This is a genomic window from Halorhodospira halophila SL1 (genome assembly GCF_000015585.1).
GTDB lineage: Bacteria > Pseudomonadota > Gammaproteobacteria > Nitrococcales > Halorhodospiraceae > Halorhodospira > Halorhodospira halophila.
The window spans coordinates 638,744-663,867 of sequence record NC_008789.1; the positions used below are offsets into that span (position 1 = coordinate 638,744).

Sequence of the window (25,124 nt, forward strand, 5' to 3'; positions counted from 1 at the left end):
CGCGAGGCGACAGCGCATTTGTGCCGATTATCCCAGGCGCCCCCGCACCTGTGCCAGTACCCGCTCGATCACCGTTTCGATGTCCAGACCAGTGGTATCGAGGTATTCGGCGTCCGGGGCGGGCTTCAGTGGCGCCGTGGTGCGGGAGGCGTCTCGTCGGTCTCGCTCGGCTATCTCTTCCGACAGGCTCGCAAGGCTAACATCGGCCCCTTGCTCCTTCAACTGGTTATAGCGCCGCCGGGCGCGCTCCTCGGCGCTGGCAGTGAGAAAGACCTTCACCGGCGCATCGGGGAAGACCACGGTGCCCATGTCCCGCCCGTCGGCCACCAGCCCCGGGCAGCGGCGGAAATCGCGCTGGCGTTGCAGCAGCGCGTCGCGGACCGCCTGCAGGGCGGCCACCTGCGAGGCCAGAGCCCCGGTGGTCTCGGTGCGCAGCTCGGTGGACACATCGTCGCCGTCCAGGAGAATCCGCTCGGCCTCGCCGGCGACCTGGAACTCCGCCGGCAACACCGCCGCCAGCTCCGCGGCACGCCGCGCATCGTCGGGTGCCACCCCCTGGCGCTGGCAGTAGAGACCGGTCAGCCGGTAGAGCGCGCCGCTGTCCAGGAAGTGCCAGCCGAGGGCACGCACCACGGCCTTGGCCACGGTGCCCTTGCCGGCGCCGCTGGGTCCGTCGATGGCGAGTACGGGGGGGAGGTCGGTTTCGGTCATGAGGTTTGTGCGGGTCCAGGGGTTAGGGGTCAGGGTTCACTGTTCAGGCGGTGCCGCGATCGTGGGGGCCATCGACCTCAACCCCCATGCCCAGGCGGCGCAGGAGCTCCACGAACCCGGGGAAAGAGGTGCGCACGTTCTCGCAGGCCTCGATCTCCACGGGCGCCTCGGCGCGCAGGGCGGCGACGGCGAAGGCCATGGCGATGCGGTGGTCGGTATGGCTGTGCACCCGGCCGCCGCCGAGCACGGGCTGGCCGACGATGCGCACACCGTCCTCGCGGGGCTCGACGGTCACGCCCAGTGTCTGCAGCCCCTCGGCCATCACCGCGATGCGATCCGACTCCTTGACGCGCAGCTCGGCGGCGCCGGTGAGCTGCGTCTCGCCCTCGGCGCAGGCGGCGGCGATGAACAGCGCCGGGAACTCGTCGATGGCCAGCGGCACCAGCTCCTCGGGGATGGCGATACCGCGCAACGCGGCGGAGCGGACGCGCAGGTCCGCCACCGGCTCGCCGCCGACCTCGTCGGTGCTCAGTACCTCGATATCGGCCCCCATGCGCCGGAGGATCTCCACCACGCCGGTGCGCGTGGGGTTCCAGCCCACGTGGCGCAGGGTCAAGTCCGAGCCCGGGGCGATGCTCGCCGCGACCAGCAGGAAGGCGGCCGAGGAGATGTCCGCCGGCACGTCGACGCCGGTGCCGTAGAGCCGCCGCCCGCCTTCGAGACAGACTGTAGCCAGATCGCGGGAGACCGGGTAGCCGAACCCCTGCAGCATCCGCTCGGTGTGATCCCGGGTGGGGGCCGGCTCGGTGACGCAGGTGTGGCCCTCGGCGCGCATGCCGGCGAGCAGCAACGCCGATTTCACCTGGGCACTGGCCACCGGCAGCGTGTAGTCGATGCCGGCCAGCGGGCTGCCGCCGTGGATACGCAACGGCGCGGTGCCGGCGTCGCTGGTGGTGATCCGCGCGCCCATCTCCGCCAGGGGCTCGGTGACCCGCCGCATGGGCCGGCGGTTGAGCGAGGCGTCGCCGGTGAGCACGGTGTCGAACGGCAATCCGGCCAGTAGCCCGGCGAGCAGGCGCATGGAGGTGCCGGAGTTGCCCACGTCCAGCTCCCGGGCGGGCGGGCGCAGCCCTTCCCAGCCCACCCCGTGCACCGTGACCGCACCCTGCTCCGGGCCCTCGATGGCCACCCCCAGGGCGCGGAAGACATCGATGGTCGCCAGGACGTCGGCCCCCTCCAGCATCCCGGTGATCCGTGTCGTGCCGTCGGCCAGGGCGCCGAGCATCACCGCCCGGTGGGAGATGGACTTGTCCCCCGGCACCCGGGCCTCGCCGTGCAGGGCCCCGCCCGGGGCAACCCGCCAGTTTTCGCCCTCCATTGCGCTCACGAGCGGCCCTCCAGCAGGCGCAGGAAGCCGGCGCGGGCCTCCTGGGCGTTTTCGAAGACACGCAGGACCTGCTCGTCGTCGCCGGCGGCCAACGCATCGGTCAGCCGCCCCAGGTCCTGCTGGTACCGGCGCAGCGCCGCGACCAGATGGTCGCGATTGGCAGTACAGATATCCCGCCACATGGCCGGGTCCGAAGAGGCGATGCGAGTGAAGTCCCGGAAGCCGCCGGCAGCGTACTCGAAGATCTCCTGACGATCGTCCCAGCCGGCCAGGGCATCCACCAGCGCGTAGGCCAGCGCATGCGGCAGGTGGGAGGTGGCCGCCAGCACCTCGTCGTGGTGGTCGGCCTCCATGCGCACGACCTGCGCACCGGCGGCGCGCCACATGGCGGCGACCCGCTCCACGGCGTCTTGCGGGTTCTGCGGCGTGGGGGTCAGGATCACCCGACGCCGGTCGTAGAGTTCGGCAAAGGCGGCCTCGACGCCGCTGTTCTCGGTGCCGGCGATGGGATGGCCGGGCACCAGCCACGGCGGCGGGGTACCAAAGACAGCCCGGGCATCCTCGACCACCGAGCCCTTTACGCTGCCGGCGTCGGTAACCACGGTCCCGGGCTCCACCGCATGCTCCAGGGCGGCAAAGACACCGCGCATGGCACGCAGGGGGACGCAGATCACCACCAGGTCGGCCCCGGCGGCGGCTTCGGCCGGATCGTGACAACCGCGGTCGATCACCCCCAGGGCCTGGGCCCGCTCCAGGTTCTCGGCGCTGCGCCCGCAGCCGATCACCTCCTCGACCGCCCCGCTGCGGCGCAGCGACAGGGCCAGCGAGCCGCCGATCAGGCCGACGCCGATGATGGCCAGACGCCGGATCACGCCGCGCCTCCATGCAGCTGCCGGGACAGCGCGGCCAGGAAGGTGCGGTTCTCCGTCGGCGTGCCGACGCTCACCCGCAGGTGTCCGGGCAGGTCGTAGGCGTCCACCGGGCGGACGATAACGCCGCTGCGCAGCAGCCCCTCGTTGAGCTCGGCAGCCCGCGCCCCGGCGTCGAAGGTCAGGAAGTTGCCGGCGGACGGCAGGGGGACAAAGCCCAGCTCCTCCAGCCCGCGGCGCAGCAGTGCACGCTGCTCGGTGTTCAGCGCCACCGAGCGCTCCAGGTGCTCGGCATCGGCCAACGACGCCGCCGCCGCGGCCTGCGCCGGACCCGAGCAGTTGAAGGGCTGACGGACCCGGTTCATCAGCTCGGCCACCGCCGGGTGCGACAGGGCGTACCCGGCCCGCAGCCCGCCCAGGCCGTGGACCTTCGAGAAGCTGCGGGTGACGATCAGATTCGGGTAGTCGTCGAGCCAGCGGCTGGCGTCCGGATAGTCGGCCTCCTCCACCGCGTACTCGAAGTACGCCTCGTCGACCACGGCCAGGGTCCGCGCCGGCACGGCGTCGAGGAAGCGACGCAGGGCCTCGGCCCCGACCCAGGTGCCGGTGGGGTTGTTGGGATTGGCGACGAAGACCACCTGGACCGTATCGTCGGTCGCCGCCGCCATGGCCTCCAGGTCGTGGCCGCGGGGCTGCGCCGGGTGATCGGCAGCGAGCGCCGGCACCACCCGCGCCTCGGCCCCCACGGCCTGGGTCACGATCGGATAGACGGCGAAGGCGTGCGCCGAGAACACCGCGCACCGCCCGGGACCGAGGAAGGTCTGGGCCACCAGGGCGAGGACATCGTTGGAGCCGTTGCCCAGGGTGACCCGCTGCGGGTCGATGCCGTGGCGCTCGGCGATGGCGTGGCGAAGCTCGAAGCCGTTGCCGTCGGGATAGCGGTGGCCTTCCTGCACCGCCGCGGCAGCGGCCTCGGATGCCCGGGGCGAGGGCCCCAGCGGATTCTCGTTGGAGGCGAGTTTGATCACCTCCTCGACACCGTACTCGCGGCGCAGCGCCTCGATGGGCTTGCCCGGCTCGTAGGGAGCGAGCCCGCGTACGCCCGGGTTGGCCTGTTCGAGGAACGGGGGTTCGGGTACAGCCATGGATCAGATCGCCCTTGGATAGGAGCCGAGGATACGGAAGAGGCTGGCACGCTCGCGCATCTCCGCAAGGGGACCGCGCAGGCTCTCGTCCTCGGCGTGCCCGAGGATATCGATGAAGAAGACGTACTCCCAAACCCCGCGCTGGCGTGCCGGACGCGACTCGATCCGGGTCATGTCGATGCCGTTGCGCGCCAGCGGCTCGAGCAGCTGAAAGAGCAACCCGGAGCGGTTGGCGCTGGAGACCACCAGCGAGGTCTTGTCGTGGCCGCTGGGCGGCGGGGACTGGTAGCCCAGAACCAGAAAACGGGTGGTGTTGCCGTGGTAGTCCTCGATGCGCTCCTGAAGCAGCGGCACGCCGTAGCGCTCCGCGGCCGCCTCGCTGGCGATGGCCGCCGCGCTCGGCTCCAGGGCCGCCAGCCGGGCCGCTTCGGCCGTGCTGGAGACCGGGTGGCGCTCGGCCTGCGGGAGGTGGGTCTCCAGCCACGCGCGGCACTGCGACAGCCCCTGCTGGTGGGAGTAGACCCGGTCAATCGAGGTCAGCCCCCCGGCGTGACTGGCCAGGGCGTGGTGGATGCGTAGCTCCACCTCACCGACGATGGCCAGCTCCGAATCCAGGAAGCGATCCAGGGTATGACTGACGACGCCCTCGGAGGAGTTCTCCACCGGCACCACCCCGTAGTGCGCCGCGCCCGACTCCACCTCGCGGAAGACCCCGCCGATGGTGGCCTGGGGCGACATCCCGGCATCGTGGCCGAAGTGCTTGCTGGCCGCCTCTTCGGTGAAGGTCCCCTGGGGGCCGAGAAAGGCGACGGTCAGCGGCTGCTGGAGCGCCCGGCAGGCGGACATCACCTCGCGGAAGAGCACCGTGACCTGCTCACGGGTCAGCGGCCCACGGTTGTGCTCGGTCAACCGGCGCAGGATCTCCGCCTCGCGCTCCGGGCGGTAGACCTTGAGCGCCTCGCCGCGGCGGGCCTTGGCGCGGGCCACCTCCTCGGCCAGGCGGGCCCGCTCACTGACCAGCTCGAGGATCTGGTCGTCGATCCCGTCGATCCGTTGCCGCAGCGCGGCGAGGTCGTCATTGTCGACGGACATCGCTCCCCCTCAGCTGATCACGCGGACCTTCAGAACCCCCTCGATGGCGCGCAGTTCCTCGGCCACCGCGTCGGGAACCTGCCCCTCGACATCCACCAGGGTATAGGCGAGCTGCTCCTGGGCCTTGTTGAACATGTCGTCGATGTTCAACCCGTGCTGCGCCAGCAGGCTGGAGATCTGACCAAGCATGTTCGGCACATTGGCGTTGACCACGCACAGCCGGTCACCCTTGCCGCTGCGCGGCATGCCCATATCCGGGAAGTTGACCGCATTGCGTACGTTGCCGGTCTCCAGGTAATCGCGCACCTGGTCGGCCACCATGATGGCGCAGTTCTCCTGGGCCTCGTGGGTCGAGGCGCCGAGGTGGGGCAGCGTCACCGCCCGCGGATGGTCCTTGAGGGCGTTGCTGGGGAAATCGCAGACGTAGGCGTGGAGCCGCTCCTCGTTGAGCGCCTGGAGCACGTCGGCCTCGTCCACCACCTCGGCACGGGAGAAGTTCAGCAGGGTGGCCCCCTCCCGGGCCTGCGCCAGGCGCGAGGCGTTGATCAGCCCGCGGGTCGCATCGAGCAGCGGCACGTGGACACTGATCATGTCCGAGCGGGCCATGACATCGCCGACGCTGTGCGCCGCCTCGACGCCGGAGTCCAGGGCCCAGGCAGCGTCCACGGTGATCTGCGGATCGAAGCCGACGACTTTCATCCCCAGGGCCCGGGCCGTGTTGGCCACCTGGACGCCGATGGCCCCGAGACCGACCACGCCGAGGGTCCGGCCCGGGAGCTCGAAGCCGACGAAGCGCTTCTTATTGGCCTCCATGGCCTCGTGCAGCTCGGCGTCACTGCCCTGCAGGCCGCGGCCGTACTCCCAGGCCGGGCAGATGTTGCGCGCCGCCAGGAACAGTCCGGCGATGACCAGCTCCTTGACCGCATTGGCGTTGGCGCCGGGGGCGTTGAAGACCGGCACCCCCCGCTCGGTCATGTCGGCGACCGGGATGTTGTTGACCCCCGCCCCGGCGCGGCCGATGGCCACCACCGAGTCGGGGATCTCCTGGCCGTGTAGATCGGCGGAGCGCACCAGGATGGCGTCCGGGTGCGCGATGTCCGAGGAGGTCTCGAAGCGTTCGCGCGGCAGCCGATCCAGGCCCTTCACCGAGATGTTGTTCAGCGTGAGGATGCGGTACATGGGATTCACCCGTTTCGCCTCTCGAAATCGGCCATGAACTCGACGAGCCGGTCCACGCCGGCCTCCGGCATGGCATTGTAGATTGAGGCCCGCATGCCACCCACCGAGCGGTGCCCCTTGAGCGTGGTCAGACCGGCGGCCTCGGCCTCCTCGAGGAAGAGCTTGTCGAGGCCGTCATCGGCCAGGACAAAGGGCACGTTCATCCACGAGCGCGCCTGCGGATCCACCGGGTTCGAGTAGAACGGCGAGGCGTCGATAGCGTCGTAGAGCTTCTGCGCCTTGCGGTGGTTGATCTCGGCCATGGCCTCGAGACCGCCGAGGTCCTTCAGCCACTGGAACACCAGCCCGGCGATGTAGAGCGGATACGTAGCGGGGGTGTTGAGCATGGAGTCGGCGTCGACCTGCTGCTGGTAGTCCCAGACCGTGGGCGTCTGCGGCATCGCCTCGCCGAGCAGGTCCTCGCGGACGATCACCAGGGTCACGCCGGCCGGGCCGATGTTCTTCTGCGCCCCGGCGTAGATCAGCCCGTAGCGGCTGACGTCGATCGGCCGCGACAGCAGCGTCGAGGACATGTCCGCCACCAGCGGCTTGTCGCCGACGTCGGGCAGCCAGTGGAACTCCACGCCGCTGATGGTCTCGTTGGGGGTGAAGTGGACGTAGGCGGCGTCGTCGGAGAGCTGCCACTGCGACTGCGGCGGCACGTGCATCATGTCCGGCTCGCCGGAGGCGGCAACGTTGACCTCGCAGAACTTCTTCGCCTCGGCGATGGCCTTCTTCGACCACTGACCGGTGTAGATGTAGTCGGCGCGCTTGCCGCCACGCAGCAGGTTCATGGGGATGGCCGAGAACTGTCCGGTGGCCCCGCCCTGCAGGAACAGGACCTTGTAGTTGTCCGGGATCTGCAGCAACGCCCGCAGATCGGCCTCGGCCTTCTCGGCGATGGAGACGTATGCCTTGCCACGGTGGCTCATCTCCATGACCGACATGCCGGTGCCCTGCCAATCGAGCATCTCCTCGGCGGCCTGGCGCATCACCGCCTCGGGGAGCATGGCCGGGCCGGCACTGAAGTTGAAGACTCTACTCATGCGGTGATCCTCGGTTGCGAAACACGAATACCCGGGCCCCGGCAGCGACACCGCCGGCCGTCGACCCCTGACTGCCTACATCTCGGGCGCATCCGGCGCCTCCGGTGCCTCCCCCTCGGCGAGCCCTTCGACCCGCTCGAGGCCGACCAACTGCTCGGCCTCGTCGAGGCTGATGAGCTTGACCCCCTGGGTGTTGCGCCCGACCCGCGAGACATCGGCCACCGGCGTGCGGACCAGCGTGCCACTGCGGCTGACCAGCATGATCTCGTCGTCCTCGGCGGCCTGCACCGCGCCGACCACCCGGCCGTTGCGCTCGGTGGTCCGGATGCAGATCACACCCATGCCGCCACGGCCCCGCCGCGGGTAGTCCTCCACCGGGGTGCGCTTGCCGTAGCCGTGCTCGGTGGCGGTGAGGATATCGCCCTCGCCAAGGATCAGCAGCGCGATCACCCGCTGCCCGGACTCCAGGCGGATGCCCCGCACGCCGCCGGCCGTGCGGCCCATGGCCCGCACGTCCGACTCGTGGAAGCGCAGCGCCTTGCCGGCGTCGGAGAGCAGCATCACCTCGCGATCCCCATTGGTGATCTCGGCATCCACCAGGGTGTCGTCGCCGCGCAGCTCCACGGCGATGATCCCGCTCGAACGCGGCCGCGAGAAGTGCGACAGGGGCGTCTTCTTGACCGTCCCGTTGCGCGTGGCCATAAACACGAAGTGGTCCTCGTCGAACTCGCGAACGGGGACCACGGCGTTGATGCGCTCGTCCTCTTCGAGCGGCAGCAGGTTGACCATCGGCCGCCCACGGGAGGTGCGGCTGCCCTGCGGGAGCTCGTAGACCTTGCGCCAGTAGCACTTGCCGGTGCTCGAGAAGCACAGCAGCGTATCGTGGGTGTTGGCGATGAACAGCTTGTCGATGAAGTCCTCGTCCTTCATCGCGGTGGCGCTCTTGCCCCGCCCGCCACGGCGCTGCGCGCGGTAGCCGTCGAGCGGCTGCGCCTTGACATAGCCGTGGTGGGAGAGCGTGACCACCATGTCCTCCTCGCTGATCAGGTCCTCCAGCGAGAGCTCGGCGGTGTCCTCGCGGATCTCGGTCTTGCGCTCGTCGCCGTACTGATCGCGGATGGCCACCAGCTCCTCGCGGATCACCTCCATCAGCCGCTCGCCGCTGTCGAGGATGTGAATCAGTTCGGCGATGCGCTCGAGGAGGTTGCTGTACTCCTCGACGATCTTGTCCTGCTCCATGGCCGTCAAGCGGTGCAGGCGCAGATCGAGGATCGCCTGGGCCTGGGCCTCGGAGAGGCGGTAGATGCCGGAGTCGGCATCGAGGCCGAAGTGATCGGCCAGATCCTCCGGGCGGGTGGCGGCGGCACCGGCGCGCTCGAGCATCTCGGTGACCACCCCCGGGCGCCACTCACGCGCGACCAGCTCGGCCTTCGCCTCGGCCGGCCCCGAGGACCCCTTGATCAGGGCGATGACCTCGTCGATGTTGGCCAGGGCGACCGCCAGCCCCTCGAGCACGTGGGCCCGCTCGCGGGCCTTGCGCAGCTCGTAGATGGTCCGCCGGGTGACCACCTCGCGGCGGTGGCGGATGAAGGCCTCGAGCACCTGCCTGAGGTTGAGCGTGCGCGGCTGGCCTTCGTGCAGTGCCACCACGTTGATGCCGAAGACGGTCTGCATCTGGGTGTGGCGGTAGAGGTTGTTGAGGACGATCTCGCCGGCCTCGCCGCGCTTGAGCTCAAGGACGATGCGGATGCCTTCCTTGTCGGATTCGTCACGCAGCTCGGAGATGCCCTCCAGGCGGCGCTCCTTGACCAGCTCGGCGATCTTCTCGACCAGCCGCGCCTTGTTGACCTGGTAGGGGAGCTCGGTGACCACGATGCGCTCGCGGTCGGCGGTCATCTCCTCGACCTCCGCGCGGGCGCGCAGGACCATGCGCCCGCGGCCAGTGCGGAAGGCCTGATGGATGCCCGCGGTACCGAAGATGATGCCGCCGGTGGGCAGATCCGGCGCCGGCACATACTCGATCAGCGACTCGACGGGCAGTTCCGGGTCGTCGACCAGGGCCACGCAGGCGTCGATCACCTCGCGCAGGTTGTGCGGCGGGATGTTGGTGGCCATGCCCACGGCGATGCCGGAGCCGCCGTTGACCAACAGGTTGGGCAGCCGGGTCGGCAACACGTGCGGCTCCTGCTCGGAGCCGTCGTAGTTGTCGACGAAGTCCACCGTCTCCTTGTCGATATCGGCCAGCAGCTCGTGCGCCAGGCGCGCCATGCGCACCTCGGTGTACCGCATGGCCGCCGGCGAGTCGCCATCGATGGAGCCGAAGTTGCCCTGGCCGTCCACCAGCCGGTAGCGCATGCTAAAGCTCTGGGCCAGGCGCACAATGGTGTCGTAGACCGCGGCGTCGCCGTGGGGGTGGTACTTACCGATGACGTCACCGACCACACGCGCCGACTTCTTGTACGGCTTATTGTAGTCGTTGCCCAGCTCGCGCATGGCGTAGAGAACACGCCGGTGCACGGGCTTGAGGCCGTCGCGGACATCGGGAAGGGCACGCCCGACGATTACGCTCATGGCGTAATCGAGGTACGACTGCCGCATCTCGTCTTCGAGGTTTACAGGGAGGATCTCGCGGGCAACGCCGGTCATGCGCTCTTCTCAAGACTCTCCTGGGGAAAAGGCCGATGGTATCATACCGCCGCCCGACCGGGAGCGCAGGGAGCCGTCCGCTTGGACTTGACCAACCAACTGATCCTGTTCGGCGCCGCTCTACTGCTGGTGAGCGTGCTCGCCAGCGTGGTCTCCGATCGAGTCGGCGCGCCGATGCTGCTGGTCTTCCTGGGCATCGGCATGCTCCTCGGCGAGGAGGGGCTGTTCGGGATCGACTTCGACGACATCCAGGCCGCCCACCTCATCGGCAGCCTGGCGCTGGCGATCATCCTCTTCGACGGCGGGCTGCGCACCCAGACCTCGACATTCCGCGTAGCGCTCAAACCAGCGCTGACCCTCGCCACCGTCGGCGTGATCATCACCGCCGCTATCACCGGCGGGGTGCTGGCCTGGGTCTTCGACCTCGACTGGAAACAGGGGCTGCTCCTCGGCGCCATTGTCGGCTCCACCGACGCCGCGGCAGTCTTCGGGCTGCTCCACGCCCGCGGCCTGGAGCTCAAACAACGCGTGGCCGCCACGCTGGAGATCGAATCGGGCTCCAACGACCCGATGGCGATCTTCCTGACCATCATGCTGGTGGAGATCCTGGTCCAGCAGCCAGACCTGCTCGCCGCGGCGGCGGCCCTGGAGTTTGCCCAGCAGCTCGGCCTGGGCGCGGCCTTCGGCGCCCTGGGCGGCCTGGCCCTGGCCGGGCTGATCAACCGCATCAACCTCACTCCCGGGCTCTACCCGCTGCTCGCCCTCGGCGGCGGCCTGGCCATCTTCGGCGCCGCGGCAGTCCTCGGCGGCAGCGGCTTCCTGGCCGTCTACCTCGCCGGGCTGATCGTTGGCAACCGCCGCCTGCAGGCGGCGCAGAACATCCGCCGCTTCCACGACGGCTTCGCCTGGCTGGCGCAGATCACCATGTTCGTGGTGCTCGGCCTGCTGGTCACCCCCTCGGAACTACTCCCCGTCGCCGCCCAGGGCCTGCTGGCGGCCGCGGTCCTGATCCTGGTCGCCCGCCCGGTGGCGGTCTTCGCCTGCCTGGCGCCGTTCCGTTTCCCGTGGCGCGAGCAGCTGTTCATCTCGTGGGTGGGGCTGCGCGGCGCCGTGCCGATCATCCTCGGGCTGTTCCCGCTGCTGGCCGGGATCGATCAGGCAGACCTGTTCTTCAATGTGGCCTTCTTCGTGGTGCTGGTGTCGCTGGTCGTCCAGGGCTGGACCATCGCCCCGGCAGCCCGGCTGCTGGGCCTTGAGGTCCCGCCGGATACCGGCGCATCCCAGCGGCAGGTGATCGACGTGCCGCAGCAGACCGACTATGCGTTCATCGCCTACCGGATCACCGAGACCTCACCGACCCTCTACGAGCCGGTCAGCCGGCTCAACCTGCCGCCCTCGGCCCAGGCGGTGGCGCTATTCCGCAGCGGTGAGGCGCTGCGCCATCCGCAGCGCGAGGTGCTGCGTCCCCGGGACTACCTCTACCTGCTCGCCCTGCCCCGGGACATTGCCGACCTGGATCGCCTCTTCGTTGCCCCCAGCGGGCCGGCGTATCTTGAGGAGCAGCGCTTCTTTGGCGAGTTCACCCTGGATGGGGCGGCGCGATTGGGGGATATTGCCAGCGCCTACGGCATTACCATGCCGAGCGGTGCCCAGCCCGAGCAGTCCCTGAGTGATTACCTGCTGTGGATCTTTAACAACCGGGCGGTGGTCGGCGACCGGGTGCGAATCGACAACCTGCAGTTCACCATCCGGGAGATCCAGGAGGGGCGCATCGCCAAGGTGGGCATGCGCATCGGACAACGGGGCTGAACGGAACACGCGGACTCGCCCCATCCCCCGGAAGCGGCCCCGCACCCGCCGGGGGGTGATCGGGCTCGCCGAACGCGCCCCGGCGGGGTCCCCTGCGCTGCTTGCCCGCGCAGGGCCGCGCGCAAAGGAACGGCGCTGGAGCGCCGTTCTGCGCTGCGCGCTGACCAGCGCGAACCAGGAAAGGTTCGCGCTGGCCCCCTGCTTGGGCTGCGCTGCTCGGCGCGTTCGGAATGCGCCCGATCACCCCCCGGCGGGTGCGGGGCCGCTTCCGGGAGTCAGCCAGCGCCCTCGAATAACCGAGCGATGCCGTCGGCGTCCGGCTGGTGGACCACCCCGCGCTCGGTGACGATCACATCCACCAGCTCCGCCGGCGTGACATCGAAGACCGGGTTCCAGGCGCCGACCGCCTCGGACTCCGGGGCGATCCGGCGCCCCCCCGCATAGAGGACCTCCCGGGCATCCCGGGTCTCGATAGGGATCTGCTCGCCGGCGGGGGTGGCCAGATCGATGGTCGAAGTGGGGGCCACCACCATCAAGCGGACACCGTGCTGGCGCGCGGCCAGGGCCACCGCATAGGTACCGATCTTGTTGGCGACGTCGCCGTTGGCGGCGATCCGGTCGGCGCCCACGATGGCCCACTGCACCTGCCCGGTGCGCATCAGGGCCGCCGCCGCGCCATCAGCCAGCAGGTCCACCGGGATGCCGTCGGCGGCCAGCTCCCAGGCGGTCAGCCGGGATCCCTGCAGCCAGGGGCGGGTCTCGTCGGCGAAGACCCGCTCGACCCGACCGTCCGCCCAGGCGGTCCGGATCACCCCCAGCGCCGTACCCAGCCCGCCGGTCGCCAGCGAGCCCGTGTTGCAGTGGGTCAGCACGCCGCTGCCCGGCTGGATCAAGCCGGCGCCAGAACGTCCCATCCGCCGGTTGGCCGCCACATCCTCCTCATGGATAGCCTGAGCCTCGGCGAGCAGGGCCGGCGCCGGGTCCTGATCCTCGGGCAGCCGGGCGGCAAAGGCCTCCATACGCCTCAGGGCCCAGCCGAGATTGACGGCCGTGGGCCGCGAGCGGCGCAGGGTGTCGATGTCCTCGGCCATGCCGGCCTGCCAGCCCGACCCATGGGTCCGCCAGGCCGCCGCCCCGGCCAGCGCTGCCCCGTAGCCGGCGGCCACGCCGATGGCCGGGGCACCCCGGACCACCATGTCGGTGATGGCCTGGGCCACGCTGGCGGCATCGGCGCAGCACAGGTATTGCTCCTGGTCGGGGAGCAGGCGCTGATCGAGCAGATAGAGCCCCTCGTCGCGCCACTCCAGCGCCCGAACCGTGTCGTGGGAGGCAGTATTCAAGTCGTGGTACCCTCGCTGCAGTGAAAACGGAGCGTATTATGGAACGTGTCGACACTCTGATCCACGCCCGCTGGGTGATCCCGGTCGAGCCGACCGGGCACGTGCTTGAGGACCACGGGGTCGCGCTACGCGACGGGCGCATCGTGGCCGTGGCCGGTAACGACGACCTGCGCCGAGCCTACCAGGCCGACGAGCAACGCGAACTCGGCGAGCACGTCCTCATCCCGGGGCTGATCAACGCCCACACGCACACCGCCATGACCCTGCTGCGCGGCATGGCCGACGACCTGCCGCTGATGACCTGGCTGACCGAGCACATCTGGCCAGCCGAGCAGCGCTGGGTGAGCGAGGCCTTCGTGCGCGACGGCAGCACCCTGGCCATGGGCGAGATGCTCCGCGGCGGGGTGACCTGCTTCAACGACATGTACTTCTACCCCGAAGTCACCGGCGAGGCCGCCCGCCAGGTGGGCATGCGGGCACTGCTCGGGATGATCGTCATCGGCGTCCCCAGTGGCTACGCGCAGAGCCTGGACGAGTACCTGGAGAAGGGGCTGGCGCTCCACGAGCAGTTCCGCGACGACCCTTTGGTGCGCACCCTGTTCGCGCCCCACTCGCCCTACACCGTAGACGACAGCTTCCTCGGCCGGATCGGCGAGCACGCCGAGCGGCTGGACGTGCCCATCCACATCCACGTCCAGGAGACTGCCGACGAGGTCCAGCAGAGCCTGCGTGAGACCGGCAAGCGGCCCCTGCAGCGGCTGGATGAGGTCGGTCTGGTCTCGCCCCGGCTGCTCGCCGTCCACGCCACCCAGCTCGAATCCGCCGAGATCGAGCGCCTGGCTGCCGCGGGTGCCCACGTGCTGCATTGCCCGGAGGCCAACCTCAAGCTGGCCAGCGGCTTCTGCCCTGCCGCGGCGCTCACCCGGGCCGGGGTCAATGTAGCCCTGGGCACCGATGGCGTGGCCAGCAACAACGATCTCGATCTGATCGGCGAGATGCGCACCGCGGCCCTGCTGGCCAAGGCGGTCTCCGGCGACGCCGCTGCCCTCCCCGCCGAGCAGGCCCTGGCTATGGTCACCATCAACGCGGCACGGGCCTTCGGCCTGGACGACGAGATCGGCTCCATCGTCCCCGGCAAGGCCGCCGACCTGACCGCCATCTCGTTGGCGGACCTCAACCAGCACCCGATCTACAACCCGCTCTCGCAGCTGGTCTACGCCGCCAACCGCCAGCACGTCACTGACGTCTGGGTGGGCGGTCAGCCCCGGGTGCGCAACGGCCAGCTGACCACGCTGGATACCGCCGAGACCATTGCCCGTGCCGAGCAGTGGCGGGAGCGGATCGCCGCAGAACGGGCGCAATAGGCGCACACGGTGACGGAGGGAAGCCCATGACCCGGGCCGACGACCAGGGCAGCGAACGCAACGAGGACACCCGCGAGACAGCGCAGTTCGACGCCACCGGGGACTGGTGGGAGCCGGACGGCAGCCAGCGGGCGCTGCACGACATCAACCCGATCCGCCTGGAGTGGGTCGAGGCACGGCTCGGCGGGCTGGCCGGCAAGCGCATCCTCGACGTCGGCGCTGGTGGTGGCCTGCTGGCCGAGGCCATGGCCCGGCAGGGCGCGCAGGTTCTGGGCATCGACACGGCACGCCAGGCGCTGCAGACCGCCAAGCTCCACGCCCTGGAGGCGGAGATCACCACGTTGGACTACCGCGTCTGCACGGTGGAGGAACTGGCCGAGGAAGCCCGCCGCGGCGAGATCGAGCCCTTCGACGCCGTGGTCTGCATGGAGATGATCGAACACACTCCGCGCCCGGAATCGGTGGTGGCCGCCATCGCCACCCTGCTGCGCGACGGCGGCGATGCCTGTTTCTCGACCATCAACCGCACCCTGCGCGCCTACGCCCTGGCCATTGTCGGCGCCGAGTACATCCTCGGCCTGCTGCCCCGGGGGACCCACCAGCACGAGCGCTTCGTGCGCCCCTCGGAGCTGGCCCGCTGGGGCCGCCCCCACGGCCTGGCCCTCCAGCAGGTGACCGGGCTGGGCTACAACCCGTTCGCCCGCACGGCCTGGCTGAAGCGAGACGCCTCGGTGAACTACTTCGCGCATCTGCGCAAGGCATGACGGCCCGGCACGGCGTCCTCTTCGATCTTGACGGCACGCTGGTCGACACGGCGCCGGATCTGATCGCCTGCCTCCAGGGGTTACTCGCCGAGGCCGGCCGCACCCCGGCGCCTAGCGCCGCCCTGCAGGCCACGGTCTCCCACGGGGCGCGGATCATGGTCAGCCACGCCTTTTCGCTGCCCCCGAGTGATCCGCACGCCGTCGCCCTGGAGCAGGAGCTGGTCCGGCGCTACCGGGCCCGCATCGCCGATGAGAGCCGCCTGTTTCCGGGTATGGCGTCGGTACTCGACACCCTGGAGGCCCAGGGCATCCCCTGGGGCATCGTGACCAACAAGCCCACCGACCTCACGGAGCCACTGCTGGAGCGCCTGGGGCTGGATACCCGTGCCGGGGCCGTGGTTTGCGGCGACACCCTGGCCCGGGCCAAACCCCACCCCGATCCGATCCGCCACGCCGCGGCCACCCTGGGCTGCCCGCCCGAGGCGTGCTGGAGCCTGGGCGACGCCCGGCGGGATATCGACGCCGCAGCGGCAGCCGGCGCCCGAGGGCTGGTGGCGCTGTTCGGCTACCTCCACGCCGGCGATCGCCCCGCCCTGTGGGGCGCCCACGGGCTGATCCGGCAACCCGCGGAGTTGCTGGGTTGGATCGATCCGGGGCTGAACGCCAGACTCGAACCTTCCACCGCCTAGCAGCGCATCATGAGCCCAAGCCACATCCCTCCCGAGACCCTGGCCCGCGCGGCGCCGCCAGGCTCGAGCCTGGACTACGCCCTGCGCCTGGCACCGGCGCACCAGCGCGAACCGCTGCAGGCCATCGCGGCGTTCACGGGCGAGATCCGGCGCATCCCGTGGCATACCCAGGAGGCCGAAGTCGGCCGCGCCACGCTGCACTGGTGGCGCACCGAGCTGGCCCGGATCCTCGAGGGCGGCGGGCAGCACCCGCTGGCGGCGCCGCTGGCCGCTGCAGTGCATGAGCACCAACTCCCGGGCGCGGAGCTGCGCGCGATCCTCGATGAGGCGGACCGTGCGCTGGACGGCGACCGGCCGGAGACTTTTCCCGAGCAGCTCCGTCTGGCCGAGCGCCACGCTGCGGCCCCGCTGCGTCTGGCAGCGCAGGTGCTGGTCGGCGACGCTAGCGCCACTGGGTACGCCACGGCCCTGGGCAGCGCTGTCGGGCTCACCCGCAGTCTGCGCCTGCAGGGGCTGGCTGCGCGCTACGGCGACAGTGATCTGCCCCGGGAGACGCTGCGCCAGGCCGGGGTGCCGGCGGAGGGGCCGTTGCTCCAGTCCGATGGCACGGCCCTGCCCTCGTTGCTTCGGGCGCTGGCCGTGCAGGCCGATGCCATCGCGCCGTTGTTTCCGGCGGCGCGCGGGCAGGCGCCGGAGGACCGTCGGCGGGTGGCTGCCTTGCGCCCGGTGACGGCGTACGCTGCGCTGCACCAGGCGCTGATCGCGGAGATCCTGCGCCGCGGGCCGGCGGAGCTGATCCGTGGCCGGCTGACGCTCACGCCGTTGCGCAAGGTGTGGGTCGCTTGGCGGGGGCAGCCGTAGCCCCCGGCCGCAGGCCCCGGGCCGGATCTTTGCGGACGCGCCGAGCAGCACAGCCCAAGCAGGGGGCCAGCGCGAACCTTTCCTGGTTCGCGCTCTGGTCAGCGCGCAGCGCAGAACGGCGCACCAGCGCCGTTCCTTTGCGCGCGGCCCTGCGCGGGCGAACAGCACAGGGGACCCCGCAGGGGCGCGTCCGCCGATCCGGCCCGGGGCCTGCGGCCGGAGGGCGGCTGCTCGCGTTACCCACGAGGCCCGCTGGCAGCGCTTGCCTGCCGGGCGGCTCTCACCCCTTCTCCCCTGCATGGGCAGCAGGTTGCGAAACCGGTAAAGTAGATGCAGCAAATGCGACCCCGTCGGCCACCACAGACCGCGAGAGCAGGCCCATGACCGATCCGCAGCAGCCATCGGCCCGCGACGAGCAGCGCCTCTACGAAGCGATCACCCTGGCCATGTACATCCACCGCGATCAGCGGCGGCGCTATACCGGCGAGCCGTACTGGAAGCACCTCGCCGAGGTGGCGGCCCTGACGCGGCTCGGGACAGAAGAGACCGACGCGCTGATCACCGCATGGCTCCACGATGCCGTCGAGGACTCCAGCCTGGAACCCGGGATGCTCTGCGCCCAGTTTGGTGAGCAGGTGCGCTCCGGTGTGATGTGGCTGACCTGCCCCGCGAGCCAGGAAGACGAACCCCGCGACCAGCGCACGGCCCGCGCCGTTAAGCAGCTGCGTCAGGCGCCAGGCTGGGTGCAGACGATCAAGTGCGCCGACCTGGCCAGCAACCTCGCCTCCATTGCTGACCACGACCTCGCCTTCGCGCGTCGCTACGTGCCAGAGTGCCGGGCCCTCTACGAGTCCCTCGGGCAAGCCAGTCCGCCGGTGCGGATGCTTGCCGCCAAGGAACTGGTGGCTGCCGAAGCCAAGTGCTTCCCCGTGGAGACGAACCCCCGGGGAACGCCTGCCTGAGGACGAGCGCCGCTGTCCCGGAGGGCTCGATGGACCGCCCATTCCCCGGTGTTCGGCCCCGGGCCCCTCCCGGCCTGCCTTGCTCGCCACCGGAGCGCTGGGTAAGGTACGGCGTTTCCCGTCGTTCACCACCATCAGGGGATAATCGTGGCCGAACAAGCGTTGATCTCCGCCGACTACCAGCCCGCCCAAGACGCCTTTGACGGGCGCGTCATCCTGGTTACCGGCGCCACCGGCGGCATCGGCAGCGCCGTCTGCCGCCGCCTCGCCGCCGCCGGTGCGACCTTGGTCATCCTCGATAAGGACCTCAAGGCCCTCGAGGCCCTCTACGACCGCATCGTCGAGGACAACCACCCGGAGCCGGCGATCTACCCGATGAACCTCGAAGGCGCCACCTTCGACAACTTCCCCGAGGTCGCACAACGCATCCGGGAAGGGCTCGGGCGCCTCGACGGCCTCCTCCACGCCGCGGCGACCATGGGCAAGCCCGCCCCCATCGAGCTCTACGACATGGAGACCTGGTACAAGACCCTGCAGGTCAACCTCAACGCCGCCTTCATGCTCACCCAGGCGTGCCTGCCCCTGCTGCGCGAGTCCGACCAGGGCAGCATCCTCTTCACCAGCGACGCCAGCGGCCGCAATGGGCGCAAGGCTTACGGCGGCGCCTACGCCGTCGCCAACGCCGGGCTCGAGGGTCTGATGCGGGTGCTCGCGGCCGAGCTGGCCGAAAACACCAGCGTCTGCGTCAACACCCTCGACCCGGGCATCGTCGCCACCGGCTTGCGGCAGAAGGAGTTCCCGTTCGAGAACCCGCTGGAACTCACCCAGCCCCAGCAGGTGGCCGGGGCCTTCCTGCGCCTGCTCGGCCCCGACGGGCGGGATTGCCACGGCCAGGCCTTGAGCGTCGAGCCCGCGCAGGCGTGAGCACGACGGCGCCACGCCCTCACCCCGGTCTGACCGAGGAGCGTCTGGCCTGGCTGCTCGAGCGGCTGGTGGCCCACCACGGTGAGCAGCACTGGTGGCCGGCGGAGACCGCCTTCGAGGTGCTGGTCGGGGCGATCCTGACGCAGAACACCGCCTGGAGTCACGTCGAGCGCGCCATGGAGCAGCTCCGGGTGGCCGGGCTGCTCGATCCGGTGGCGCTGATCGAGGCCGACCCGGAGGAAGTGGCCACGGCCATCCGCCCGGCGGGATACTTCAACGTCAAGACCAGACGACTACGCAACCTGTGCATCACCTACCTGCAGGAAGGCTGCATGGAGGGCATGCAGCTCCAGCGCACCGAGGCGCTGCGCGAGAAGCTGTTGGCGGTCAACGGGGTCGGACGCGAGACCGCCGACGACATCCTGCTCTACGCCTTCCACCGCCCGGTGTTCGTGGTCGACGCCTATACCCGGCGGATCCTCCAGCGCCTGGGCTGGATCCAGGGCGACGAGGGCTACGAGCGGCTACGGGGCGGCGTCGAGGCGGCCCTGGGGCCGAACACCGCGGCCTTCAACGAGCTGCACGCCCAGATCGTCGCTCTGGGTAAGGACACCTGTCGCCCCACGCCGCGCTGCCCGGACTGCCCGCTCAACGCCGCTTGCGCCCACGCCGCCGGCGACGCTGCGGGGCCGGCCGCCTGACCGGCTCCGGCGGGGTCAGACCGACGTGCTCATAGAGCTCGCGCTTGCCGGCCTCATCCAGCTCGCGCAACTGGCCGCGGCGCAGATCCCGTGGCATCACCATGGGCCCGTAGCGCACGCGGATCAGGCGGCTGACCGTGACCCCCTGCGACTCCCATAGCCGGCGCACCTCCCGGCGGCGGCCCTCGGTGACAATGACGTGGTACCAGGCGTTGGTGCCCTCCTGGGGTTCGTCCACCGGCATCCCCGACTCCACGACCTCGAAGTGGGCGGGACCGTCCTCCAGCTCGACGCCGTCCACCAGCCGATGGACCATCTCCTCGGTGACTTCACCGTGGATCCGGCAGGCGTACTCGCGCTCGACACCGGTGGAGGGGTGCATCAGGGCGTTGGCCAACTCGCCATCATTGGTGAACAGGAGCAGGCCCTGGCTGTTGATATCCAGCCGCCCGACGGCGATCCACCGCCCGGGCGTGCGCGGCAGCCGCTCAAAGACCGTCGACCGACCTTCCGGATCGGAGCGGGTGGTCACCTCGCCCTCGGGCTTGTTATAGAGCAGGACCCGCCGCGGCGGCTCGCGGTGGACCCGCTGCACCGTGCGGCCGTCCAGCTCCACGTGATCGCGGGGCCGTGCGCGGTCGCCGAGCTTGGCCGTACGCCCCTCGATGCGCACGCGTCCGGCCTGGATGGCCGCCTCCATCTCGCGGCGCGAGCCGAGCCCGGCACGCGCCAGCACCTTCTGCAGTTTCTCCCCTGCGGGTTGATTCCCACCGTCACTCGTCACGGGTCGCCCCCTGTTGTTCATCGCTGGTTGCCGGATCCTCGTCGCTTTCGTCGCCCTCGTCGGGCAGACGCAGATCCAGCTCCAGATGCGCCTGGTCCGGATCCTGCAGCGTGGCCAGATCCGGAAGCTGATCCAGCCCGCGCAGGTTGAAGTGTTCGAGGAACCCCCGGGTGGTGGCGTACATCGCCGGGCGCCCCGGCACGTCCCGGCGCCCCACCACGCGGATCCAGCCGCGCTCTTCGAGCGTGCGGATGATCGAGGTGCTGACGCTGACCCCGCGCACCTGTTCGATCTCCCCCCGGGTGATCGGCTGGCGGTAGGCGATCAGGGCCAACGTCTCGAGGACAGCCCGTGAGTAACGGGCCGGCCTCTCCTCCCAGAGCCGCGAGACCCATGGGGCCATCTCGGCGCCAACCTGGATGCGGTAGCCGCCGGCCACCTCGCGGATCTCGATCCCGCGACCCTGGTAGTCCGCGGAGAGCTCGGCCACGGCCCGACGGATGTCATCCCGGCTCGGGGCCCGGTCGGCATCGAACAGACCCTGGATGCGCTCGAAGGTCAGGGCTTCGCCGGCGGCGAGCAACGCCGCCTCGATGATCTGCTTGAGTGGTGGCATGTTCATCGCGCGCGGATATAGATCGGGGCAAAGGCGTCGGCCTGGACCAGTTCCACCATGGACTCGCGCACCAGTTCGAGCAGCGCGAGGAAGGTCACGACCACTCCGGTGCGCCCCTCCTCGACCTGAAACAGCGCCTGGAACGGGGTGTAGCGCTCATTGTTGAGCCGACTCAGGGTATCGCTCATCCGCTCACGGATGCTGATCGCCTCACGCTCAACCTGGTGGTTCTCGTTCAGCTGCGCCCGGCGCATGACCTCCGAGAAGGCCAGCACCAGCTCGCGCAGGCTGACCGCCGGCGGTTGCGCCTGGGGCTGGCACGCCGGCGCCTCGGCCGCCGCCGGGAAGATGTCCCGCCCCACCCGGGGGAGTTCGTCGATCTGCTCGGCCACCTTCTTGAAGCGCTCGTACTCCTGCAGCCGACGGATCAGCTCGGCCCGCGGGTCGTGGTCCTCCTCCTCGTCCTCCTCGGCCGCCGCCGGCCGGGGGAGCAGCATGCGCGATTTGATCTCCGCGAGCATGGCCGCCATCACCAGGTACTCGGCGGCCAGCTCCAGGCGCATCTCCCGCATCAGCTCGACATACTCCATGTACTGCCGTGTGATCTCGGCGATGGGGATATCGAGGATGTCGAGGTTCTGTCGCCGGATCAGGTAGAGGAGCAGGTCCAGCGGCCCCTCGAACGCCTCGAGGAAGACCTCGAGGGCGTCCGGGGGGATGTAAAGGTCGTCCGGCAGCCGCCGCAGCGCTTCATCGCCGACGCGGGCCACCGGCTCGCCGCCGCCGGCTGGATCCTCGGCAGGGGTCGCCTCGGCGGCGGTCTCGCTCACCGGTACTCCAGGCCCATGGCACTGCGCACCTCGCCAAGGGTCTCTCGCGCCTCCTCGCGGGCCTGCTCACAGCCGTCGACGATGACCGAGCGCACATGCTCGGGATCGTCCTCGTACTCCCGCGCCCGCTCGCGGATCGGCGACAGCTCGGCCTCGACGGCGTCGATGATGCAGCGCTTGCACTCCAGGCAGCCGATGCCGGCGGTGGTGCAGCCCTCCTGCACCCACGCACGGGTCGACTCGTCAGAGTAGACCTGGTGGAAGTCCCAGACCGGGCACTTCTCGGGATTCCCGGGGTCATTGCGGCGCACCCGGGCCGGGTCCGTGGGCATGGTGCGCAGCTTGCGGACCACGTCGTCGGTGGGCTCACGCAGGCCAATGGTGTTGTCGTAGGACTTGGACATCTTACGGCCATCGAGCCCGGGCATCTTCGCCGTCGGCGTCAGCAGCACCTCGGGCTCCGGCAGCAGCTCCCGTGTGGTGCCGTCGAGGTAGCCGAAGAGGCGCTCGCGGTCGGCCACGGTGATGTTCGGCTGCCCCTCGAGCAACGCGTGCGCCACCTCCAGGGCCTCGCGATCGCCATCCTGCTGGTAGCGCCGGCGCAGGTCCTGGTAGAGGCGGGCGTTTTTCTTGCCCATCTTGCGCGCCGCCTCCTGGGCCTTCTCTTCAAAATCCGGCTCGACGCCGTAGAGGTGGTTGAAACGGCGGGCCACCTCGCGGGTGAGCTCCAGGTGGGCCACCTGGTCTTCGCCCACCGGCACCTCGGTGGCCTTGTAGATGAGCACATCCGCCGATTGAAGCAACGGGTACCCGAGGAAACCGTAGGTGGACAGGTCGCGGTCGTTCAGCTGCTCCTGCTGATCACGGAACGTTGGCACCCGCTCGAGCCAGCCCAGCGGGGTCATCATCGACAGCAGTAGATGGAGCTCCGCGTGCTCGGGCACCCGGGACTGGATGAACAGCCGTGCCAGCTTCGGGTTGACGCCGCAGGCCAGCCAGTCGATGACCATGTCCCAGACATTGTCCCCGACCACCCAGGGGGTCTCGTAGTGGGTGGTTAGGGCGTGCCAGTCGGCAACGAAGAAGAAGCATTCGTACTCGTTCTGCAGGCGCACCCAGTTCTTGAGCACGCCGTGGTAATGGCCCAGATGCAGCCGTCCCGTCGGGCGCATGCCCGACAGGACGCGGCTGGGTCGTTGGTTGATGTTAGCCAAGCAACGCTCCTTATCGTTGATTCGCGATTCGAGCCGGGGCGCTCAAGCGCCCTGGAAGACGCGGGTATCGCCGACCCCTTCGCGGATGACCTCGGCGGCCTCGCCGGTGAGATCGATCACGGTACTGACGCCACCGCCGGTGGGACCGCCGGCCACGACGGCATCGATCAGCTTGCCGATGCGCTCCTGGATCGCCTCGGGGTCATTGAGCGGCATGTCGTCACCGGGCATTTGCAGCGTGACGCTCATCAGGGGCTCACCGAGGGTGTTGAGCAACGCCCGGCTCGCCGGGTGATCCGGCACGCGGATGCCGATGGTCTTGCGCTTGGGGTGCTGCAAGCGCCGGGGGACTTCGGAGGTCGCCCGCAGGATGAAGGTGTACGGCCCCGGGGTATGGGACTTGAGCAGGCGATAGGCGTAGTTTTCCATCTTGGCGTAGGTGCCGATATCCTTGAGATCCTTGCACGCCATGGTGAAGTTATGGCTATTGTCCAGACGCCGGATCTCGCGGATGCGGTCGAGGGCCGCCTTGTCGCCGAGGCGACACCCGAGGGCGTAGCTCGAATCCGTCGGGTAGGCGATAACGCCACCATCGGCGAGGATCTGCACGGCCTGGTTGATCAGGCGCTGTTGGGGCGTCTCCGGATGGACTTCAAAGTACTGCGCCATGACTTCCTCTCCCGTGGACACGCCCCGGCCATCCCGGGGCACGGCTTCATTGTACCGGACCCCTTTTCGGAGCGATAAGGTAACGAGCCATGTATTACGCCATCATCAGCCAAGATGTGGAGAACAGCCTGCCGCTGCGCCAGTCGGCACGGGCGGATCACCTGGCCCGGCTGGAGCAGCTTCGGGACGAGGGGCGGCTGTTGCTGGCCGGACCGTATCCAGCGGTGGACACCGAGACCCCCGGCGACGCCGGCTTCACGGGGAGCCTGGTGGTTGCCGAATTCGACTCCCTGGAGGCGGCGCAGGCGTGGGCCGATGCCGACCCCTACGTGGCGGCGGGCGTCTACGAGCAGGTGGAGGTCCGGCCGTTCAAGCCGGTCTTGCCCTGACCGCGACACCGAGCGGCCGGACACCACCCGCTGTGGGGTGTGACGGGCCGGACCGGCGCCATTGAGCGCGCTGAGCACCGCAGCCCCGGCGGGGGTTCAGCGCGAACCTTTGCCGGTTCGCGCTGATCAGCGAGGTTTTGTCCGAGCGGCGCGCAGCGCCGCGAGTTAAGCGAGCGGCCCCGCCGGGGCGAGGCGCGCAAGGGACCCCGCCAGCGGGGCGCGCTCGTTCGGCGCCGGTCCGGCCCGTCACACCCCACAGCGGGTGGGTTCGACAGCCGCCTCCACGGCCCCGGGACCCCGTCTCCGGGGCCCCGGGAACGACTCAGGCGCCGCGCTGCTCGGTGGCACCCGCCGAGGGCGCGTCACCGTTGCGCCGCCAGATGTCGTAGTTCAGGGCGCCGGCGAAGCTGACCCAGGCCAGATACGGGATGAACAGCAGCCCGGCCAGCCAGTCGGCCGCCAGGAACGCCGCCGTCGTCAGCAGCACCGAAAGCCACAGGGCCCCGAGGACCACCAGGCCGCCAAAGAGCTGCTGCAGACCGAAGAACACCGGCGTCCACAGGGTGTTCAGGGCGATCTGCAGCGCCCACAGGGCCAGGCCCAGGGCCAGGACCTCGGAACCGGACATCGCCACCCGCCAGGCAGCCACGGCGATCGCCAGGTAGAGTACCGTCCACGCCACCGGGAACAGCCAGTTCGGCGGCGTCCAGCTCGGCTTGTCCAGTTCGTCGTACCAGCGCCCCGGGCCGAACATCGCTCCGGTAGCCGCCGCCGCCATGCAGGCGCCGAGAAATGCGATAAAAATCAAAAGACTCACTGCAGCCACTCCTTGATCTGCTCGGGTTCAGGCACCGAGCCACTGTGGACCAGTTGCTCGTCCACCACCACGGCCGGTGTCGACATCACACCATACTGAACCAGGGCCTCCGGCCCCGTCTCCTTCTGCACCTGTGCAGCCAAACCCAGATCGGCAGCCACCTGCTCGATCCGCTCGGCGGTGTTGTTGCACTTGGCACAGCCGCTACCCAGTACCTTGATGGCTTTCATCGGACAAGCTCCTCCGTTTGCACAGACATGATAACGGGCTGCCGAGC

Annotated in this window: 25 protein-coding genes; 9 read left to right on the top strand and 16 right to left on the bottom strand. The window is 69.8% G+C overall.

The window, feature by feature from the left end; translation table 11 throughout:
* Positions 1 to 27: 27 nt before the first annotated feature.
* The 8 genes from cmk to gyrA all read right to left on the bottom strand — a co-directional run bounded on the left by cmk (position 28) and on the right by gyrA (position 10,114).
* A complete protein-coding gene (gene cmk, locus HHAL_RS02870) occupies positions 28 to 711 on the bottom strand; it encodes a (d)CMP kinase (protein ID WP_011813373.1) in 684 nt (227 codons plus the stop codon).
* 43 nt (positions 712 to 754) lie between these two features.
* Entirely contained in the window at positions 755 to 2,089 is a 1,335-nt protein-coding gene (aroA, locus tag HHAL_RS02875) for a 3-phosphoshikimate 1-carboxyvinyltransferase (RefSeq protein WP_011813374.1), read from the bottom strand.
* A 5-nt stretch (positions 2,090 to 2,094) separates the two neighbouring features.
* A complete protein-coding gene (locus HHAL_RS02880; RefSeq protein WP_011813375.1) occupies positions 2,095 to 2,970 on the bottom strand; it encodes a prephenate dehydrogenase in 876 nt (291 codons plus the stop codon).
* Positions 2,967 to 4,112: a histidinol-phosphate transaminase gene (hisC, locus tag HHAL_RS13205; protein ID WP_011813376.1), complete on the bottom strand. Its 1,146-nt coding sequence runs from the start codon at positions 4,110 to 4,112 to the stop codon at positions 2,967 to 2,969. Before hisC ends, HHAL_RS02880 begins: the two co-directional genes overlap by 4 nt.
* Before the next feature lie 3 nt (positions 4,113 to 4,115).
* Positions 4,116 to 5,204: a prephenate dehydratase gene (gene pheA / locus HHAL_RS13210; RefSeq protein ID WP_011813377.1), complete on the bottom strand. Its 1,089-nt coding sequence runs from the start codon at positions 5,202 to 5,204 to the stop codon at positions 4,116 to 4,118.
* A gap of 9 nt (positions 5,205 to 5,213) precedes the next feature.
* Positions 5,214 to 6,383, bottom strand: coding sequence for a phosphoglycerate dehydrogenase (locus tag HHAL_RS02895; RefSeq protein ID WP_011813378.1), 1,170 nt, complete (start codon positions 6,381 to 6,383; stop codon positions 5,214 to 5,216).
* A 5-nt stretch (positions 6,384 to 6,388) separates the two neighbouring features.
* Positions 6,389 to 7,468, bottom strand: coding sequence for a 3-phosphoserine/phosphohydroxythreonine transaminase (gene serC, locus HHAL_RS02900; protein ID WP_011813379.1), 1,080 nt, complete (start codon positions 7,466 to 7,468; stop codon positions 6,389 to 6,391).
* Between the two features lie 75 nt (positions 7,469 to 7,543).
* Positions 7,544 to 10,114, bottom strand: a complete 2,571-nt coding sequence (gene gyrA, locus HHAL_RS02905; RefSeq protein ID WP_011813380.1) for a DNA gyrase subunit A — start codon at positions 10,112 to 10,114, stop codon at positions 7,544 to 7,546.
* An 81-nt stretch (positions 10,115 to 10,195) separates the two neighbouring features.
* Between gyrA and HHAL_RS02910 the strand changes: the two genes are divergently transcribed.
* Positions 10,196 to 11,923 (top strand): potassium/proton antiporter, encoded by a 1,728-nt coding sequence (locus HHAL_RS02910; protein WP_011813381.1) that lies wholly within the window; start codon positions 10,196 to 10,198, stop codon positions 11,921 to 11,923.
* A 275-nt stretch (positions 11,924 to 12,198) separates the two neighbouring features.
* Here the strand turns inward: HHAL_RS02910 and mtnA are convergent, their stop codons facing one another.
* The gene (gene mtnA / locus HHAL_RS02915; RefSeq protein WP_011813382.1) at positions 12,199 to 13,263 is read right to left on the bottom strand and encodes an S-methyl-5-thioribose-1-phosphate isomerase; all 1,065 of its coding nucleotides are present in this window, start codon (positions 13,261 to 13,263) and stop codon (positions 12,199 to 12,201) included.
* A gap of 38 nt (positions 13,264 to 13,301) precedes the next feature.
* Between mtnA and HHAL_RS02920 the strand changes: the two genes are divergently transcribed.
* The 7 genes from HHAL_RS02920 (at position 13,302) to HHAL_RS02950 (ending at position 19,528) form a co-directional block, all read left to right on the top strand.
* Positions 13,302 to 14,627 carry a TRZ/ATZ family hydrolase gene (locus tag HHAL_RS02920; protein WP_011813383.1) on the top strand — a complete coding sequence of 442 codons (1,326 nt, stop codon included), beginning with the start codon at positions 13,302 to 13,304 and terminating at the stop codon, positions 14,625 to 14,627.
* A gap of 26 nt (positions 14,628 to 14,653) precedes the next feature.
* On the top strand, positions 14,654 to 15,391 hold the full coding sequence (gene ubiG, locus HHAL_RS02925) for a bifunctional 2-polyprenyl-6-hydroxyphenol methylase/3-demethylubiquinol 3-O-methyltransferase UbiG (protein ID WP_011813384.1): 738 nt from the start codon (positions 14,654 to 14,656) through the stop codon (positions 15,389 to 15,391).
* Positions 15,388 to 16,080, top strand: coding sequence for an HAD-IA family hydrolase (locus tag HHAL_RS02930; protein WP_011813385.1), 693 nt, complete (start codon positions 15,388 to 15,390; stop codon positions 16,078 to 16,080). Before ubiG ends, HHAL_RS02930 begins: the two co-directional genes overlap by 4 nt.
* Before the next feature lie 9 nt (positions 16,081 to 16,089).
* Positions 16,090 to 16,941, top strand: coding sequence for a phytoene/squalene synthase family protein (locus HHAL_RS02935; RefSeq protein WP_011813386.1), 852 nt, complete (start codon positions 16,090 to 16,092; stop codon positions 16,939 to 16,941).
* 380 nt (positions 16,942 to 17,321) lie between these two features.
* Positions 17,322 to 17,903, top strand: a complete 582-nt coding sequence (locus HHAL_RS02940) for an HD domain-containing protein (protein ID WP_011813387.1) — start codon at positions 17,322 to 17,324, stop codon at positions 17,901 to 17,903.
* Between the two features lie 147 nt (positions 17,904 to 18,050).
* Positions 18,051 to 18,827: an SDR family NAD(P)-dependent oxidoreductase gene (locus tag HHAL_RS02945; protein WP_011813388.1), complete on the top strand. Its 777-nt coding sequence runs from the start codon at positions 18,051 to 18,053 to the stop codon at positions 18,825 to 18,827.
* Complete coding sequence (locus tag HHAL_RS02950; RefSeq protein ID WP_011813389.1) at positions 18,824 to 19,528, top strand: endonuclease III domain-containing protein; 705 nt, start codon at positions 18,824 to 18,826, stop codon at positions 19,526 to 19,528. The genes HHAL_RS02945 and HHAL_RS02950 overlap by 4 nt, the downstream gene beginning before the upstream one ends.
* On the opposite strand, the gene rluB is transcribed toward HHAL_RS02950, so the two are convergent.
* From rluB to HHAL_RS02975, 5 genes are read right to left on the bottom strand one after another with little or no spacing between them, the layout of a single operon-like run.
* A complete protein-coding gene (rluB, locus tag HHAL_RS02955) occupies positions 19,476 to 20,312 on the bottom strand; it encodes a 23S rRNA pseudouridine(2605) synthase RluB (RefSeq protein ID WP_011813390.1) in 837 nt (278 codons plus the stop codon). The two genes, HHAL_RS02950 and rluB, sit on opposite strands and share 53 nt — an antisense overlap.
* Positions 20,302 to 20,934, bottom strand: coding sequence for an SMC-Scp complex subunit ScpB (gene scpB / locus HHAL_RS02960; protein ID WP_011813391.1), 633 nt, complete (start codon positions 20,932 to 20,934; stop codon positions 20,302 to 20,304). The genes rluB and scpB overlap by 11 nt, the downstream gene beginning before the upstream one ends.
* A complete protein-coding gene (locus HHAL_RS02965) occupies positions 20,931 to 21,758 on the bottom strand; it encodes a segregation and condensation protein A (protein WP_011813392.1) in 828 nt (275 codons plus the stop codon). Before HHAL_RS02965 ends, scpB begins: the two co-directional genes overlap by 4 nt.
* Positions 21,755 to 22,972, bottom strand: a complete 1,218-nt coding sequence (locus tag HHAL_RS02970) for a tryptophan--tRNA ligase (protein WP_011813393.1) — start codon at positions 22,970 to 22,972, stop codon at positions 21,755 to 21,757. Before HHAL_RS02970 ends, HHAL_RS02965 begins: the two co-directional genes overlap by 4 nt.
* Before the next feature lie 42 nt (positions 22,973 to 23,014).
* On the bottom strand, positions 23,015 to 23,641 hold the full coding sequence (locus tag HHAL_RS02975; protein WP_011813394.1) for an L-threonylcarbamoyladenylate synthase: 627 nt from the start codon (positions 23,639 to 23,641) through the stop codon (positions 23,015 to 23,017).
* Between the two features lie 89 nt (positions 23,642 to 23,730).
* Between HHAL_RS02975 and HHAL_RS02980 the strand changes: the two genes are divergently transcribed.
* Positions 23,731 to 24,030, top strand: coding sequence for a YciI family protein (locus HHAL_RS02980; protein WP_011813395.1), 300 nt, complete (start codon positions 23,731 to 23,733; stop codon positions 24,028 to 24,030).
* A 322-nt stretch (positions 24,031 to 24,352) separates the two neighbouring features.
* On the opposite strand, the gene tspO is transcribed toward HHAL_RS02980, so the two are convergent.
* Positions 24,353 to 24,847 carry a tryptophan-rich sensory protein TspO gene (tspO, locus tag HHAL_RS02985; protein ID WP_011813396.1) on the bottom strand — a complete coding sequence of 165 codons (495 nt, stop codon included), beginning with the start codon at positions 24,845 to 24,847 and terminating at the stop codon, positions 24,353 to 24,355.
* Positions 24,844 to 25,077, bottom strand: a complete 234-nt coding sequence (locus HHAL_RS02990) for a thioredoxin family protein (RefSeq protein WP_011813397.1) — start codon at positions 25,075 to 25,077, stop codon at positions 24,844 to 24,846. The genes tspO and HHAL_RS02990 overlap by 4 nt, the downstream gene beginning before the upstream one ends.
* Between the last annotated feature and the right edge of the window lie 47 nt (positions 25,078 to 25,124).